Source organism: Lysinibacillus sp. FJAT-14745 (assembly GCF_001275675.1).
Lineage (GTDB): Bacteria > Bacillota > Bacilli > Bacillales_A > Planococcaceae > Lysinibacillus.
Map to the genome: position 1 here is coordinate 627,059 of NZ_LITM01000002.1, position 16,533 is coordinate 643,591.

The following is a 16,533-nucleotide window of genomic DNA, read 5'->3' on the forward strand; positions in this document are numbered from 1 at the left end:
TATTGGCAAAGTGGTAACGAAAAAATCCTTTTATCGCTCAATAATAAACTTATTTTTTCCTAATCAACACGCCTGTTGTAAAACAATAGTTTAACGGATGAAAAAACTTGCTATAGTGACATACCACTACAACAAGTTTTTCATTAGTCGTCATTGCGCATATTTGTAAAGATTAATACTAAACGTAATAATTCTAATACTGCTACTGCTGCTGCGGCAACATATGTTAATGCTGCAGCACTTAACACTTTTCGTGCTGGGCGCTCTTCTTCATTCGTAATAATTCCTAGAGAATTCATCTGCACTAAAGCACGCTTTGATGCATCAAACTCTACTGGTAACGTTACTAATTGGAAGGCTACACCTGCTGCCAATAATACGATACCTAAAAGTAACATATTCGAACTACTTGCAAAAATACCAATCATGACAAATATCCAAGACATATTTGATGAAATATTTGCAACTGGCACTAGCTTACTACGTAATGTCAGCATTGAATATGCTTCTTTATGCTGGATGGCATGGCCAACCTCGTGGGCAGCAACTGCTGCACCAGCGATACTCGCTTCGTAGAAGTTACTTTCCGATAAAGCAACTGTTTTTGTCGCCGGATTATAGTGATCAGACAACACACCTTGCGTTGGAACAACTCGTACATCATATAAGCCGTTCGCATCTAAAATCGCACGCGCTACTTCTGCACCCGTTTGTCCCTTCATTGTACGTTCGTTTGCAAACTTATTATACGTGCTCTTTACTTTCATCTGTGCGTAAAGCGGCAGTAGCATAATTATTGCAAAATAAACAATATACATACTTGTTGACAATTTTCTAACCCCTTTCTACCTCGATACTATAATTCTATAATCATTTACCTAATTCGGCAAATATTTGCGCCACCTAATTGAGAAGATGGCTAGAAAAATGCATGTAACTGATAGCCAAAAAGTAAAATAGCCAATATAACTCGTATAATCTGCTAAATCACGATACATCGGCATTTGGCCAAATACATAATCAATCACATCATTATGCAATGTCCATACCGCTGCCACGGCAATATGCCAATATGAAAACACATATTTACCGAGATATAGAACTGCTTGGACAGCCATCGCAAAATGCGAGCCCACAAGCATCCAGCCTTGCCAACCAATAGATCCAGTTTCAATCAGCGTCCAAATATTCATCACATCAGCCCAGATTCCATATTTCACTAGTGTTATTAGTGCTAGCACTTCCATTAGCGGCCATTTTTTTCCCATAATCCACGCTAACAATACAAAGCAAAAGAATAAGCTGGCTGTCGGGCTATCTGGCACAAAAATATAAAAAATTGGCTTCGTGATGGCAAGCTGCCATCCATACCAATAATAACCGTAAATAGTACCTAATAGATTGATAATAAGTAATAGTATTAAAAATGACTTATGCGTAAGAAGAAACCAGATGTTAGCACGTGTAATTTGCATAATTAAAACTCCTTTATCTTCTGTCTTTACTAAGATGCCTTTTTTAATTGTTATTATGTATAAAATAGTCTTTAATTTGCCACATTCTTTCTATAATCGCCGACTGACTACTAACCTCCTTGATTTGTTCACACAAACACTGTTGGTCTTTAATAGTCAATTCTGCCTTGCCTCTATCTTAAATTGTATTATGTATAGCCTAATAAATATTTTAGAACTAAAATTTACTATGCGGGAACTTTTTTGAAGTTGTAACAGTCACATTATTATACTAGAAGAAAAAAAGAGCCAGTTTCCCGACTCTTTTAAACTATACTTATTTTTCTTCTTTTAAGCTCGCAATAAATTCTGCTAATTGCTTTGCTTCTTCATCTGTACCCTTGAATATACCAGGTGGCATTTTGCCACGACCATTATGCATAATATCTTCAACTTGGTCAGCTGTTAAGGTATTACCAAGTAATTTAGGAGCAGCTGGGCCACCTTTTAAGTCAGCCGCATGACAGCCGATACAAGATTTAGCTGAGTCACCTGCTTCACCAGTCCAAATTTTATAACCTGGTAGTGATTCATCAATAGTAACTTTAACTTCTTTTTCAATTGCGCCCATTGCTTTTTGAGCTTCCCAGTCATGGTTAGCAACAGCTTCCCATGTTAAGTAAAACATAGCTGCTAGTGTCAATAACATAAACGCTGTTGGTAACGGACGTTTAGATGGACGACGTTCTGGACTTTTATCTAAAAATGGCATTAATAATAGCGCTCCAAATGCAAGACCTGGAACTACAACTGTTCCAATAACATTATATGGACCAGAAGCATATGTGTATTTTAATAATTGATATAAGAATAAGAAGTACCAGTCCGGTAATGGAATATACGCTCTTGTCGGATCAGCTGGTCCTTCAAGTGGTGATGGATGTGCAACTGTTAATATTAAATAAGCAATTAAAAATACAGCACCAACCATCCATTCTTTTAGTAAGAAGTTCGGCCAGAAAGCTTCCGTCTTACCTGGATATTCGGAATAATCCTTTGGAACGTTCGGCATTCTGTGATTTGCTTTGATACGAGAATCACCAACAAATTTCATTCCTTTTCCGCGATGCATTATGTCCCCTCCTTTAAAAAATCATCGAACCGTCAAGAACTATTACAACGGCCCTGAAATTCCTTGACGACGAATCATGATAAAGTGTGCTGCAAGTAATGCAAACAATACTGCAGGTAAGAAGAATACATGAATCGCAAAGAATCGTGTTAACGTTTGAGCACCAAGAATAGTTGAGTCACCCGCTAATAAGATTTTAATCCATTCACCGATAAACGGTACGGATGCAGCAATTTGGATACCTACTTTTGTAGCGAATAATGCTTTCATATCCCAAGGTAATAAGTATCCTGTAAAACCAAGACCCATCATTACACCAAAAATACCTACACCAACCATCCAGTTTAATTCACGAGGTTTCTTATAAGAACCTGTAAAGAATACACGAAGTGTATGTAAGAACATCATAACGATTACTAATGAAGCTCCCCAGTGGTGCATACCGCGTACGATTTCACCAAATGCTACTTCGTTTTGTAAATAATAAACTGATTTCCAAGCATTCACTACGTCTGGTACATAGTACATTGTTAAGAACATACCTGATAGAATTTGAATTACCGTGATGAAGAAAGTTAATCCACCGAAACAGTAAACGAATGCTGAAAAATGATGTGCAGGGTTCACGTGCTCTGGCACTTCGTGGTCGGCAATATCACGCCAAATCGGTGTAATATCTAAGCGTTCATCGACCCAATCATAAATTTTATTTAGCACTGTTTTGTACCCCCTTACTTAACTAGAGTATTTGGATGAATTGGCCCAAGCGATAAGTAACCATCATCTTCTTTAACTTCATATTCATCCAATGGACCTGATGGTGGTGTTCCTGGTATGTTATTACCATTTTTCTCGTAGCGCCCACCATGACAAGCACAGAAGAATTGATCTGGGTGTGTTGAATCTTGTCCCCAGTTCACCATACATCCTAAATGCTTACAAACAGGAGATAATGCAACGATTTGATCGCCTTGTTTGTAAACCCAAGCTACGTTTGTTACATCTGATTTGTACCATGCATCAACTTGTTCAAATGTTAAGTCAACTTTAACAGGTGTGTCAGTAATATCAGCGATTTTATGCTCTGTTTTTACAAAGTTGCCACCAGCATGACTTTGTAGTACTGGGTCTATTGCAAAACGAAGCATTGGCATCAGCATACCTGCCGCCATAAAGCCACCTACACCAGTTAGTGTATAGCTTAGGAATTGACGACGTGAAACTCGATTATTACTCATTCTTTTCCCCCCTCTAACTTAAAGGTCAGTCCAACGGACATTCTTTTACAAATAGTAATACTAGGACATATCTATGATATATCAACTCCATAGCTTGGTCAATATAGCATTCTGTGGAAAGCTGGAGAATGTGAACAATTATTGAAACAAATTGTTAAATCTGTGTCCATTTGGTCGAAAACATCGGAATCACTTGTCGCAATTGATCTTCGAGAATGGAGTTTTTCACACCTTTATCCATACTTTCTAACGGAATCGCTGGTAGCCAAATAACATTTACTTCATCTCCAATATTTGTCCAAAAATGGTCACAAGTAATGAAGAACACATGCTTAAAACCAGCATTATGTAATTGTGCCTCTAATTGCTTTGGCATCTCTTCGTTTTTTAATGTTGCACTATACGAAAATGGTGGCATCAGTAATAGACGGCCTTTAAACTGTTGTTCGATAAAAGATGTGAGCGATAACAAAAAATCCGCCTCTGCACCACTCTGTTTTATTCTTTCAGAAGTCAAATCGACGGTTACGAGTGGAACAATTGCTGTATCGATAAATTCCTTCTGTGCCATAAACGATGTCACATCGCTTGCATTAAAATACATCTCCTAAACCTCCTCATGTTGCATAAATCAATTTCGTCTTGGCGTATTTGCCGCTTGTACCAGGGCATGCACGAAGGTCGACACGATGTCGGTCATTTCGGTAAGCCACAGGACGTAGCGAGTTCCTCTATTTCAGTAGGTGTTTGGTACCACTGAATGAAGATAAAAAAATGCCCTTCTCCACTCTTCAATAGGATAGCCAATAAAAAGTGAAAACAATCATTCACTTGTTATGTTACCATATTGAGGTAGATAAAGGACATTCAATTTTCACCTAAAACTAATGTAAATTAGCCGTTTCCTTTAAAGCTTGTAACAAATTAGACAATTCATAAAAACGCTCTTCATCTCCCAAATCGAGGGCTTCATCAATTTGCGCGAGTAATTTTTCTTCTTGGAATACGAGTAAGCTGTTGGACAGCAGCTCTTCTGCCAGTAAACGATCTTTTTCACTGACAATCAGTGCTTCCGGCATATAAGGGTTTTCTTCAAGAACTGCTAAGTATTGTGCACTTGGTGGTATATTTGGAAAATTCAATTGTATATACATATCTTCATGTTCATGTAAGCGTAAATCATGGAAAGATTTCTCGGCATCTGCTGTCATTACATTTCCTTTGTAAAAGCGAAATGGCACACCTGTTGAGTCAACTGTTGACATCACCATTGCTCTAGGGCAATAGTGGGCTTCTTCAACAAATCGAATTCGTGTTAATAACTCATCATTGCTTAATAAGTAATTCAATATCCATACACACTCACGACGTTTCAATTGATAATTTTTTAAAAACCATCTAACAAATGCTTTTTTATCGACAACTGATACAGAAGCAGTCATACCCACTCCCTCCTTTACTCAAATTCTAAGGTTTCTAACTTCTCTTGCCACTCAAGTTCACCCGGCTGAATAGTTATTAATTGACCGAGTACTTCTTTAGCTTCTGAACGCTTTCCTTCCTCTAATAAGAAGTAAACATATTTTTCTAAAAATGCTGCGTCTTCCTTAAAATCATTATATGCCAAACGGTAAAATTCGTATGCACGGTCGTACAATTCTAAATTTTCATATGCAACCGCAGCAAACGGGTATAAAGTGCTCCATTCAAAATCATTTTTTTGCAACGTTTCAAATAATTCTATGACATCCTCATGACGCTCTTGTTGTGACAACACAGAGATTAATGCTAATACTGCCTCCATGTATTCAGGATCTAAAGCAATGGCTTCACGTAGATGCTGTTCGCCTTCAGCTGGCAAGCCCGTTTTTAAAGCCATTTTACCAGCGAATAAGAATAAGGACTTATCATATTCGTCACGTTTTAATCCTTCCATAATGGCAGCGTATGCTTTTTTATTGTCCTCCGTCATAGCATAGCTTTCAGCAAGTAATAAATAGGCAGAAAAATAATCAGGGTCTAATTCTTTTAATTCCTCTAATTGTTTAATGGCCATTTCATATTTTTGTGATTGAAAGGCTGAATACGCAGCACCAAATAAAACATCTGGCTTTACTTCATCATCAAGTGCTTTTAAATAGTAATCTAAAGCCGTTTCATAGGCAGCTCCTGCACGATACACCTCAGCAAGTCTTTCAACAAGACTTATCCCAGCAAATTCAACTTGTTGTTCATACAAATCTTCATATAATCTCGCAGCCTCTAAAAAACGACCCGTTTCAAATAACAGCTCCGCTTTAGCAAATTGTAGTAATGGCTCATCAGGTAATATAGATAGTGCCTCATTGATGCGCATTTCTGCTACTTCAAATAATCCTTGCATTTGATAATAATCCGCTAATACTAATAATGCTTGAGGATATTCTGGAGTTGTCTCCTCTACTTCTAATAAAAAATCTAACGCTTCATCTTCATTACCTAGTTCCATTAAGACGTTTGCACGATCAATTTTCAACTGTGCCTCTTCTGGGAATAAAAATTGTAAATGCTCCAGTACACGGTCAGCTTCCTTCATATATCCATACTGCATAAAAACTTCAGCTAGCGCATAAATGTCCTCAGGTAGCTCTTTCGTTAAAAATGTTTCAAGTAGCTGTTCAATTAATGCTAAGTCCCCTTGTTCAAGTGCTTGCATCATTTCAGTCATCGCATTGTTCACAGTCATTCACCTATTCTTTCATTAATACCTTTATGCTACAAAACATTTTCTCTCGAAACAAGAAAAAACTCCCCAAAAGACTTGGAGAGTCAAGCATAGACGTTACCTTACTTCTTCTATATGCTCGAAAAACGATGGGTAAGAAACCGCAATACATTCTGCGTCATCTAAAGTAACAGCCCCATCTGTAATAAGTGCTGCAACAGCGCCCATCATTCCTATACGATGGTCACCATAGGTTTTAAGGCTAGCACCACGTAATGGAGTTGGTCCTTCAATAATCATTCCATCCTCAGTCGCTTCAATAGTAGCACCTAGTTTTTTCAATTCATCCACTACAGCCGTTATCCGGTCTGTTTCCTTCACTTTTAACTCCTCGGCATCCTTAATAATAGTTTTACCGTTTGCCTGCGTTGCTAATAAAGCAAGGATCGGGATTTCATCGATAAGACGAGGAATAATATCTCCCTCAATTGTAGTTCCATTTAATGTTGACGTTTCAATTGTAATTGTTGCTGTCGGCTCTGATTGGTTATCTTCATTGGGCATAAGAGTCATAGATGCCCCCATATTATGAAGCACTTCGATGATACCATCTCGTGTTGGATTAATTCCGACATTTTCTAGCGTTATTTTACTATCTTCACAGATAGCTCCTGCTACTAGGAAAAAGGCTGCTGATGAAATATCACCAGGAACAGAAACATGCGTCCCTGTTAGAGTTTGCCCTCCTTGTAATGAAATAACACCATCCACTTCGTCAACCTGTGCACCAAATTGACGAAGCATTCTCTCAGTATGGTCTCGAGATACTTCAGTTTCCCGCACAATTGTAGTACCTTCAGCTCGTAAACCCGCCAGTAAAATAGCTGACTTCACTTGTGCGCTCGCAACAGGCATGTGGTAATCAATAGCTTGTACTGTCTTACCTTGAATGGCTAATGGCGTATATTGCCCATCTGCCCTTCCGGTAATGTGTGCACCCATTTGACGTAATGGATCAATAACACGGCGCATCGGTCGTTTTCCAATTGACGCATCCCCAGTCATCACTGAATGTACAGTAGATCCAGCTAGAATCCCTAGCATTAAGCGTGTCGTCGTACCAGAGTTTCCTGTGTATAGTACCTCTGTAGGCTCTTGCCAACCCTCTATACCTGGGCTGTCGATGGATACATTTGTTCCTTCCACGTCAATTTTTACACCAAGCTTGCGGAAACAATCAATTGTGCTCAAACAATCCTCACCTAATAAAAAGCCATCAACTGTCGTTTTACCCGTTGCAATAGCTCCAAACATAACGGAACGGTGTGAAATAGATTTATCACCAGGAATCGTTAAAATCCCTTGTAAGGAAGGTTTATCATATTGTAATACTTTTTCACTCATCGTTTTCTTCCCTCCTATATGAAGATAGAAAGCGCCGCAATTCCGACGCTTTCTTTTAAACAGGCATTCGTTCCTATGAAATATATGTTTCATAATTAGCACGCTTTTGTATACACGCTGCTGCACGTTCACGGTCACTTTCGCTTTGTAAGCTAATAACAAGAATCCCGAAAACGTCCTCACGTGACTCTACGATACGTAAATTCGTAATACTAATCGCTTCGTCTGCAAGTAAGCCTGTCACCTCAGAAATAACCCCAGGATAGTCAGGAACGTCAACATATAAGTCAAATGATGTGAACATTGCTCCTGCACTAATCGGTAATTCATCTCTTACATCTTTGGCAACTGCAAAGTATGTTTCTATGTCATCCGAGCTACCATTTAAAAGCAGCTCCTTCACACGACTCATTTCCTTTTCCCAGCCTACTAGCTGTGCAATAAGCTCATCTCGATTTTGCAATGTAATATCTCGCCATAAAATCGGATTGGACGAGGCAATACGCGTTATATCACGGAAGCCACCTGCAGCAAGTGAACGTGTCATCGGATATTCCCCATTTTCTCCGCCCAACTGATGCACAAGAGAAGCAGCAACGACATGTGGAAAGTGACTAACTACAGCTGTCATATGATCATGCTCACGAGCAGATACACTAACAACTTTTGCATGTGTAAATTTTAATAAACTTTCAAGCTGAGCCATTTTAACAATTTCTTCACCGGCGAGCGGTGTTAGCATATAATACGCATTTTCAAAAAGGTGAGCCTTTGCGGCTAACACACCGCTTTTATGTGAGCCTGCCATTGGATGGCCACCAATAAAGGTAATGCCTAACTCACGTAGCTCCCCAGCCTTTTGCATAATCATCTTTTTTGTACTACCTGTATCTGTTACGATTACTTTATTTTTTAACGGCCATGTTTTTAATTGTTCCATCCATTCGAGTGTTGCGTTGACGGGAGTGCCAAAAATGATAACATCCACGTCAGCTGCAACTTCTTTAGGATCTGACACAATATCATGAACAATAGTTAATGTTTTCGCATGTTCACGTGTTTTCGAATCCATATCATAGCCAATAATTTTTGTTTCTGGTGCCTTTTGCAATGCCAAGGCAATCGAGCCTCCAATTAGGCCAAGCCCAATAACGAGCACGTTGCGTGTCATGCAAAAACTCCTTGCTCTTTTAGGACGTTTTCAAGGTGACCTAACAACGCTTCGTTTTGAGCCTCTGTTCCGATTGTCACGCGGATAAACCCAGGTAATCCTAACGCATTTCCACTACGGATTATAAAGCCTCGTTTCATTAGCTCATTGAAAACAACATCACTATCAGTATTCGTGTTAAAGAAAATAAAGTTCGTATCAGAAGGGAAGTATTTCAAATTATGTTTTTCACAAAATTCAACATATTGTTTTTTACCTATTTCATTTGCTTCACGGCAAGCTTTTATATATTCTCGATCACTTAAAGCGATTGTCGCAACTGCTTGACTTAAAATTGTATTATTAAATGGCGCTCTTACTGGATCAAGCTTAGCAATTACTTCTGGTTGCCCAATTGCATAACCAACTCGGAAAGAAGCAAGACCATATGCTTTTGAGAATGTACGCATTAATAATACATTTGGAAACTCGTCAATTAACGGTAGAGTATCTTTGTGACCAGGATGCGTTACGTATTCGATATATGCTTCATCTAATACTATTAGGACATCAGATGGTACTTTAGTTAAAAATACACGTAATTCAACATCGGGTATCACAACACCTGTTGGATTATTTGGACTACAAACCCAAACGATCGACGTATTATCATCAATTGCTGCTATCATTGCATCTAAATCATGTGCACCTTCGATACAAGGGATTTTACGTACTTCTGCACCTTCTATTTCAGCATTGTGCCCATATTGGGAGAAGGATGGGTCTGCCATCACTGTGTTTACACCTGGATACAACAATGCACGAGTAATAATTGCAATGATATCATCAGAGCCATTACCAAAAAGAAGCTGTGTTTCTTTGACACCTAGATGATTTGCAGCAGCTGTACGTAAATTTTGCGCATAGCCGTCTGGATAGATAGCATGATTTACTGAATTATTTTGTAAATAAGCAGTTACCTTAGGTGAGCACCCAAATGGGTTTTCATTAGATGCTAATTTTACGACTTCTTGTAAGCCATATTCACGTTGTACTTCTTCAATTGGTTTACCAGGCTTATATGCTTGCATACCGGCCAATTGTTGTTTCCATTTCATCTCAAACATCTCCTCTATTTATTTAGCTTGGGCTAAATCCGGTCTTAATTTCACTGCATCATTGAGATACAAGTGTTTTACATCCTTTTGTGCCACTTCTACATTCGCATGTATTAATACACGAATACAAAGTGGCAATGCGTTCGGCACGTCCATTTCATGGGTACACATAACAGGTACATATTGCCATCCGTCCATTAACCGTACAGCACGTGCCGGAAATGCTGACGTAATATCAGGTGTTGTGGATATTAGTATAGAAGCAATATCATCTACTTCCACATTATTGGCTGCTACTACTTCACGCACTAATCTTGCTGTCTCATCCCATACAAGCTCTGGCTTGTCAGATTCAATTGTAATTGCTCCTCTAAGTCCACGAATCATTCAAGCACCTCCGCTAATAGCTGTCGGAATTCGGCATCTACTTCTCTGCACTCTGCTAAATCAATTGGTTGTACGAAAGGTTTACCAATTTTCTTCAACAGTACAAATTGTAAAATACCATACTCCGCTTTTTTATCTTTCATTAAATACTCGGTTAACTGTTCAAAGGTATACTCTTTCACAGCTTCAAATGGATAGCCATTCTTCACTGCGAATTGCAAAAATGCTGTAGTGAAGTTACGGTCTAATTCACCGTATCGTTCACTTAATAATAAACAATATACGAGACCAATCATGACAGCCTCTCCATGCGCTACTTTTCCATAACCAGCTGCCGCTTCAATGGCATGCCCATAAGTATGGCCTAAGTTTAAAAATTTCCGCACGGATTGCTCGGTTTCGTCCTCTGCTACGATTTGCGCCTTCACTTCAATACCTTTTCTAAGCTGCTTCGCTAATTCTTCTGTGTTGAAATGAATAACTGTCTCTGCAGCCATTAATTCCTCTAACCACGTTGCATTTGAAATCATCGCATGCTTGATCACTTCTGCTGTTCCTGAACGTACCTCGCGCTCAGGTAAACTTTCGATAAATACAGTATCGTAAATAACTCCCTCAGGTTGATAAAACGCACCAATCATATTCTTACCTAGTGGATGGTTAATAGCTGTTTTACCGCCTACTGCTGAGTCATGTGCTAAAATCGTCGTTGGGATTTGAATAAACGGCACTCCACGCATATAAGTGGCTGCCACGAAGCCTGTTAAATCACCTACAGCACCCCCACCAAATGCAAAAATACATGATTTACGTGAGCATTTTTGTTCAAGTAAAAATGTTTGTGCTGCATTGTATTGTTCGAAGGTTTTACATGCCTCACCACCTGGTAAGACAAAGACCTCAAAAGAATAAGGGAAATTAGCCTTGAAATAATCTCCTTGCGCTGCCCATACATTAACATCCGTAAAAACAATGAGCTTATCCGCTTTTTGAAGCTTATCCTCAAATGCTTTTACTGCCTCTGCTAAAAATTTATGACCAAGGACAACCTCATATTGATGCGATTTCGTTGCTACTGGTACTCGCATATTAGAACCCCTTTGTATAACGACGGTGTTCGTCGATTTGAGCTTTTAGTTGAGGTAATTGATCACTATGGAATTGTTCCAATATTGCATTCGCTATTTCCCAGGCAATAACGTGCTCAGCAACAACTGATGCTGCTGGTACTGCACAGCTATCCGAGCGCTCTACACTAGCTTTAAATGGCTCTTTCGTTTCAATATCAACACTCTGCAAAGGTTTATATAATGTAGGAATTGGTTTCATTACACCACGTACGACAATTGGCATTCCAGTAGACATTCCACCTTCTAAACCACCCAGTCGATTTGTTGCACGTGTATAGCCTTCTTCCTCTGACCAAATGATTTCATCATGTACTTCAGAGCCTTTACGGCGTGCCATTTCAAAGCCAATTCCAAATTCAACACCTTTAAATGCATTGATAGATAGCATTGCAGCTGCTAATTTCGAATCTAGCTTACGGTCATAATGAACATATGAACCAACACCAGCTGGCATTCCTTCAACGATGACTTCAACAACACCACCAATTGAGTCACCCGCTTTTTTCGCTTCATCAATGGCCTCTACCATTTTTGCAGAAGCTTCTGGGTCAACGCAATAGCATGGATCCGCCTCAACTATGGCACGAATTTCATCTGCAGATTTTCCTTCTACTAAGGAAGTGTCTGCCTTAATACCAATGATTTCTGTTACATGTGCCACAATGGAAATGCCTAATTCATTTAATAGCGCCTTTGCAACAGAGCCTACTGCAACACGTACAGTTGTCTCACGCGCTGAGGAACGCTCTAACACATTACGTAAATCACGGTGTCCATATTTCATGCCTCCAACTAAATCTGCATGTCCTGGACGAGGGCGGGAAATTTGACGCTTAATATCTTCAGGATTCACTTCTTCTGCTAACGGTTCTGCTCCCATAATTTTTGTCCAATGCTTCCAGTCATCATTTGTGACTACGAGTGCTACGGGAGAACCAAGTGTTTGTCCATGACGAACACCAGCAACTATTTCCACTGTATCTGTTTCGATTTGCATACGGCGACCGCGTCCATGTCCTCCTTGACGACGTTTTAAATCATGGTTAATTTTTTCTGCTGTAATTGGTAAGAGTGACGGTAAGCCCTCAATAATTGTTGTTAATTGGGGTCCATGTGACTCTCCCGCTGTTAAGTAACGCATAAACACTTTCTCCCTTCAACTCGCTAAAGTATGTATTTTTCACTATAACATATATTCTCTAAAAAAACAGTCCTTTTGCAAATGTCTTTAAAGACTCGTTTTAATTATTTGTAAATTTCGAATTGTTCCAGCAACTTCTGTCATTTTTGAAGTTACTTTAGTACGCTTCGTTAAATCGGAATATTCTGAATGATTTATTTAGAAAAAGAAGGTTCTTCATCTCCACTTATAATTAGTGTTCACCAATCCGTTAATCCCCCACTCAAGCTTTCGCTAAATTTTGAGGATGGAGTCTTACTGCCTGTTGTTGCAAGATAACTAATAAAAAATACGCTTTTTGCTTAAAACAAGCGAAAAGCGTAAGATTCATCTATGTCTAAAGCTTTAAAAATATGTACATGACATTCATATTGTCTACTGTACGAATGCTTTTCCCATATTATTAACTATTTTCGTCTATAGAAGAATGTATCTTCGACTTCAAACTCATAACGTGATGGATTAAAGATTTGCTCTGTTGATCCAACAAATAAAATCCCATCCTTGCGCAATGCTTTACTAAAATTCGTATAAATCTGATCCTTCGCTTCTTCAGTAAAATAAATCATCACATTGCGGCAAACAATTAAATCATAATTAGAATCGTATTGATCATTTAGTAAATTATGCTTCTTAAAAGTCACACACCGTTTAATCTCGTCCTTGACCCTATAAAAGGAACCTTCTTGCTCAAAATACTTGGCTTTAATATCACTCGGCACTTCAGCTAATGAGCGCTCTGGATACACACCTAATTTCGCCTTTTGAATGACATTCTCATCTAGATCAGTAGCAATGATTTGAATTTGAGATAATGGCACTAATTGCGATAATACCATGACTAAAGAATAAGGTTCTTCACCCGTTGAACAAGCAGCACTCCAAATTTTTAAACGCTTATTAGATTGCAGTAATTTCGGAAATATTTTTTTCTGTAACACTTCCCAACGCTTCCCATTGCGATAAAATTCGGAAACATTGATCGTCATGCGATCTAAAAACTCATTCATTAAATCACGATCTTGTTCAAGTGCCTTTAGAAAGTCCACAAAATTACGATGTCCCTTTTTCTCATACAGAGATGTTAATCGTCTTTTCATTTGCGCTTCTTTATATAACGCTAAATCTATTCCTGTCTTGCGCTTTATACCTTCTATAAACTGTTCATAATCAGACATGCGGTCTTCTTCCCCTCTAGCGACGTATTTCCATTATAGCGGAAAAGTGCCATTCCTGAAATAGTCTTTCACATGAAATCCAAGTTACTTAGTTGAGTTTTGTTTTTCCTCTAATAATAACACTTTGGACTGCTCTAATTCTAGACGCATTTTTTCTGTCTCCACCGTATACGTTTCCAATCTGAGCTTTTCTAATTCTACTTCCTTCTCAATAGCCTTTAATTTAATTTTTTGTTTTTTCGTATGTGCATCTGTAAAAATACCCGCTAAACTAATAATTACTCCTCCAATAATCGCAATCGTCGCAATTGACAATACATCCACTTCCTCTCATTAATAATGATTATACGGCAATATGGAAAAAATAGTTTCATATTTCTTTTCATTCTTTCATTAATTTAGCTTAAATATTCTCATTGCCATTTGTTAAAACGAAGCCATTTAAATCAGTTCCTGTGATAACACTTTTGTGACATAACATCTTTTTGGCCCAAGCAGCTCATCGGACACCCCCAGGAAGCTTTGCTCTGCGCGAAAGCGAAGCGTCAGCAACAAATGTTTTATCTATGCGAAAGCGAAGCGTCAGCAACAAAGCGCCCATCCGGAACGGAAATCAGCCTCAAATTAAAGGGAAGAACCTACATTTTTACGTAAAAAATGAAGGTAGTTTGTAACCACCTTCAAAATTTTTTAGTCTCCTAAACCTCTACCTGATAATTCTTTAACTCTTCTCGCAATTTTACCTTCATGAATTTTCCTACAGAGGTTTTCGGTATTTCATTTAAAAATACAACGTCATCAGGAATCCATGTTTTATGGAATTGCGATTGTAAATCTTCTAGTAGCTCTGATTTCGTAATGGAATCTTTAAATTCAGGCTTTGGTACAACACATGCTAGAGGTCGTTCAATCCATTTTTCGTGGGGAATGGCTATAACAGCAGCTTCAAACACTTTAGGATGTGACATCAAAGCATTTTCAAGCTCTACTGAGGAAATCCATTCTCCACCGCTTTTAATTAAATCTTTTGTACGATCTGTAATTTTTATATAACCATCTACTGTCACTACAGCTATATCACCAGTGTAGAGCCAGCCATCTTTAAAGGCTTCATTTGTTCGTTCATCGTTATAATACTCTGCAGCAATCCATGGGCCCCTAATTGTCAATTCGCCCATTGTCTTGCTATCCCAAGGTACTTCACCATTCTCATTGACTACGCGCGTCTCAATGAGCGGCACTGTTATTCCTTGCGTAATACGCACGTCCATTTTTTCATCCATCGCATAATCTTGCATATGTGTTAAATATGTCGATATGCTAACAAGTGGCGATGTCTCGGTCATACCGTAGCCTGTCATGTAAGGAATTTTAAGCTCCTCCTCAAAGCCACGAGTTAGACCGAGCGGCGATGCTGAACCACCACATATAATCAATCGTAACGAAGATAAATCACGAGGATTTTTACGTTGCTCCTGTAGTACCCCAAGCCAAATTGTAGGTACTCCAGCAGTCAACGTTACCTTATATGTTTCCATTAAATCAAGTAATAGCTGCGGTGTAAACATTGGCCCAGGAAGTACCTGTGTAGCACCAAATAATACACCAGCAAACGGAAATCCCCACGCATTCGCATGGAACATCGGTACGACAGGTAGTAATACATCCGCCTCGCCTATTGCAATACTATCGGAGAGTCCTGCTGCCATAGTATGGAGGACAATACTACGATGCGTATACACTACACCTTTTGGCATTCCTGTAGTTGCACTTGTGTAGCACATGCCAGCAGGTGTATTTTCATCTAAATCATCCGGAAATCTAAAATCATCAATCGCCTCTCCGAGTAACGCTTCATAAGAAAGAGCATTCGGTAATGGGATGTTTTCTAGCTCGACAGCATCTCCCATTACGATAAAATGCTTAACCGTTTTAAGCTGTGAGACAATTGGTGCAATAAGTGGAACTAAGTTATCATCAATCAGTAATATTTCATCTTCTGCATGATTAATAACATAAGCAATATGCTCAGGTGCTAATCGAATATTAATCATATGCAAGACAGCTCCTGCACATGGGACTGCAAAATATGCTTCTAAATGGCGGTGGTGATTCCAAGCGAAGGTACCTACCTTCATACCTCGCTCCATCCCTAGCTTTGTAAGGGCATCTGCTAGTTTACGAGTTCGTTTTACATATTCTTTATAAGTAAACTCGTGAATTGTTGTAGGGCTTGTCCGCGAATATATTTTTTTCGCATGAAAAAATCGTTCTGCTCGATCCAAAAAACTTGTTAATAATAAAGGTGTATCCATCATATGCATAATAACGCTCCCCTTTGTTTATAAAATTTTTGAATCGTCCAAGACTAACTGCTGCTACCAATAATTACATACGAAACATCGGCTCGTTATCTGCAAACAAGCACTTTTCCACTTCAGAGCTTCACGAAGGCGTT

17 protein-coding genes are annotated in these 16,533 nt (G+C 38.8%); all 17 read right to left on the bottom strand.

Annotation, left to right across the window (positions count from 1 at the left end; genetic code table 11):
• Positions 1 to 143 precede the first annotated feature (143 nt).
• Positions 144 to 818: a zinc metallopeptidase gene (locus tag AMS59_RS04445; protein WP_053482781.1), complete on the bottom strand. Its 675-nt coding sequence runs from the start codon at positions 816 to 818 to the stop codon at positions 144 to 146.
• Between the two features lie 60 nt (positions 819 to 878).
• Positions 879 to 1,475, bottom strand: coding sequence for a DUF1405 domain-containing protein (locus AMS59_RS04450; RefSeq protein ID WP_053482545.1), 597 nt, complete (start codon positions 1,473 to 1,475; stop codon positions 879 to 881).
• 316 nt (positions 1,476 to 1,791) lie between these two features.
• Positions 1,792 to 2,586, bottom strand: coding sequence for a menaquinol-cytochrome c reductase cytochrome b/c subunit (locus AMS59_RS04455; RefSeq protein WP_053482546.1), 795 nt, complete (start codon positions 2,584 to 2,586; stop codon positions 1,792 to 1,794).
• A gap of 42 nt (positions 2,587 to 2,628) precedes the next feature.
• Positions 2,629 to 3,303, bottom strand: a complete 675-nt coding sequence (gene qcrB / locus AMS59_RS04460) for a menaquinol-cytochrome c reductase cytochrome b subunit (protein WP_053482547.1) — start codon at positions 3,301 to 3,303, stop codon at positions 2,629 to 2,631.
• 14 nt (positions 3,304 to 3,317) lie between these two features.
• Positions 3,318 to 3,824 carry a ubiquinol-cytochrome c reductase iron-sulfur subunit gene (locus tag AMS59_RS04465; RefSeq protein ID WP_053482548.1) on the bottom strand — a complete coding sequence of 169 codons (507 nt, stop codon included), beginning with the start codon at positions 3,822 to 3,824 and terminating at the stop codon, positions 3,318 to 3,320.
• A gap of 154 nt (positions 3,825 to 3,978) precedes the next feature.
• Complete coding sequence (locus tag AMS59_RS04470) at positions 3,979 to 4,428, bottom strand: DUF2487 family protein (RefSeq protein ID WP_053482549.1); 450 nt, start codon at positions 4,426 to 4,428, stop codon at positions 3,979 to 3,981.
• Positions 4,429 to 4,708: 280 nt separating this feature from the next.
• Complete coding sequence (locus AMS59_RS04475) at positions 4,709 to 5,266, bottom strand: ReoY family proteolytic degradation factor (protein ID WP_053482550.1); 558 nt, start codon at positions 5,264 to 5,266, stop codon at positions 4,709 to 4,711.
• A gap of 14 nt (positions 5,267 to 5,280) precedes the next feature.
• The gene (locus AMS59_RS04480; RefSeq protein ID WP_082337377.1) at positions 5,281 to 6,549 is read right to left on the bottom strand and encodes a lipopolysaccharide assembly protein LapB; all 1,269 of its coding nucleotides are present in this window, start codon (positions 6,547 to 6,549) and stop codon (positions 5,281 to 5,283) included.
• A 96-nt stretch (positions 6,550 to 6,645) separates the two neighbouring features.
• Positions 6,646 to 7,932, bottom strand: a complete 1,287-nt coding sequence (gene aroA / locus AMS59_RS04485) for a 3-phosphoshikimate 1-carboxyvinyltransferase (protein WP_053482551.1) — start codon at positions 7,930 to 7,932, stop codon at positions 6,646 to 6,648.
• Positions 7,933 to 8,005: 73 nt separating this feature from the next.
• On the bottom strand, positions 8,006 to 9,103 hold the full coding sequence (locus tag AMS59_RS04490; protein WP_053482552.1) for a prephenate dehydrogenase: 1,098 nt from the start codon (positions 9,101 to 9,103) through the stop codon (positions 8,006 to 8,008).
• Positions 9,100 to 10,200: a histidinol-phosphate transaminase gene (gene hisC / locus AMS59_RS04495; RefSeq protein ID WP_053482553.1), complete on the bottom strand. Its 1,101-nt coding sequence runs from the start codon at positions 10,198 to 10,200 to the stop codon at positions 9,100 to 9,102. Before hisC ends, AMS59_RS04490 begins: the two co-directional genes overlap by 4 nt.
• 18 nt (positions 10,201 to 10,218) lie before the next feature.
• The gene (aroH, locus tag AMS59_RS04500; protein ID WP_053482554.1) at positions 10,219 to 10,587 is read right to left on the bottom strand and encodes a chorismate mutase; all 369 of its coding nucleotides are present in this window, start codon (positions 10,585 to 10,587) and stop codon (positions 10,219 to 10,221) included.
• Positions 10,584 to 11,675 carry a 3-dehydroquinate synthase gene (aroB, locus tag AMS59_RS04505; RefSeq protein ID WP_053482555.1) on the bottom strand — a complete coding sequence of 364 codons (1,092 nt, stop codon included), beginning with the start codon at positions 11,673 to 11,675 and terminating at the stop codon, positions 10,584 to 10,586. Before aroB ends, aroH begins: the two co-directional genes overlap by 4 nt.
• A gap of 1 nt (position 11,676) precedes the next feature.
• Entirely contained in the window at positions 11,677 to 12,858 is a 1,182-nt protein-coding gene (gene aroC / locus AMS59_RS04510; protein WP_053482556.1) for a chorismate synthase, read from the bottom strand.
• Between the two features lie 446 nt (positions 12,859 to 13,304).
• Positions 13,305 to 14,075 (bottom strand): protein-glutamate O-methyltransferase CheR, encoded by a 771-nt coding sequence (locus AMS59_RS04515; protein ID WP_053482557.1) that lies wholly within the window; start codon positions 14,073 to 14,075, stop codon positions 13,305 to 13,307.
• An 84-nt stretch (positions 14,076 to 14,159) separates the two neighbouring features.
• A complete protein-coding gene (locus AMS59_RS04520) occupies positions 14,160 to 14,390 on the bottom strand; it encodes a hypothetical protein (RefSeq protein ID WP_053482558.1) in 231 nt (76 codons plus the stop codon).
• 383 nt (positions 14,391 to 14,773) lie between these two features.
• A complete protein-coding gene (locus AMS59_RS04525) occupies positions 14,774 to 16,399 on the bottom strand; it encodes a long-chain fatty acid--CoA ligase (RefSeq protein ID WP_053482559.1) in 1,626 nt (541 codons plus the stop codon).
• Positions 16,400 to 16,533: the final 134 nt, after the last annotated feature.

Coding starts and splice junctions, on each gene's coding strand:
- AMS59_RS04515 (WP_053482557.1), bottom strand. CDS start 14,075: ATGTCTGATTATGAACAGTTTATAGAAGGTATAAAGCGCAAGACAGGA.
- aroB (WP_053482555.1), bottom strand. CDS start 11,675: ATGCGAGTACCAGTAGCAACGAAATCGCATCAATATGAGGTTGTCCTT.
- AMS59_RS04525 (WP_053482559.1), bottom strand. CDS start 16,399: ATGCATATGATGGATACACCTTTATTATTAACAAGTTTTTTGGATCGA.
- AMS59_RS04455 (WP_053482546.1), bottom strand. CDS start 2,586: ATGCATCGCGGAAAAGGAATGAAATTTGTTGGTGATTCTCGTATCAAA.
- aroA (WP_053482551.1), bottom strand. CDS start 7,932: ATGAGTGAAAAAGTATTACAATATGATAAACCTTCCTTACAAGGGATT.
- AMS59_RS04480 (WP_082337377.1), bottom strand. CDS start 6,549: ATGACTGTGAACAATGCGATGACTGAAATGATGCAAGCACTTGAACAA.
- aroC (WP_053482556.1), bottom strand. CDS start 12,858: ATGCGTTACTTAACAGCGGGAGAGTCACATGGACCCCAATTAACAACA.
- aroH (WP_053482554.1), bottom strand. CDS start 10,587: ATGATTCGTGGACTTAGAGGAGCAATTACAATTGAATCTGACAAGCCA.
- AMS59_RS04475 (WP_053482550.1), bottom strand. CDS start 5,266: ATGACTGCTTCTGTATCAGTTGTCGATAAAAAAGCATTTGTTAGATGG.
- AMS59_RS04445 (WP_053482781.1), bottom strand. CDS start 818: ATGTATATTGTTTATTTTGCAATAATTATGCTACTGCCGCTTTACGCA.
- AMS59_RS04450 (WP_053482545.1), bottom strand. CDS start 1,475: ATGCAAATTACACGTGCTAACATCTGGTTTCTTCTTACGCATAAGTCA.
- AMS59_RS04490 (WP_053482552.1), bottom strand. CDS start 9,103: ATGACACGCAACGTGCTCGTTATTGGGCTTGGCCTAATTGGAGGCTCG.
- hisC (WP_053482553.1), bottom strand. CDS start 10,200: ATGAAATGGAAACAACAATTGGCCGGTATGCAAGCATATAAGCCTGGT.
- AMS59_RS04465 (WP_053482548.1), bottom strand. CDS start 3,824: ATGAGTAATAATCGAGTTTCACGTCGTCAATTCCTAAGCTATACACTA.
- AMS59_RS04470 (WP_053482549.1), bottom strand. CDS start 4,428: ATGTATTTTAATGCAAGCGATGTGACATCGTTTATGGCACAGAAGGAA.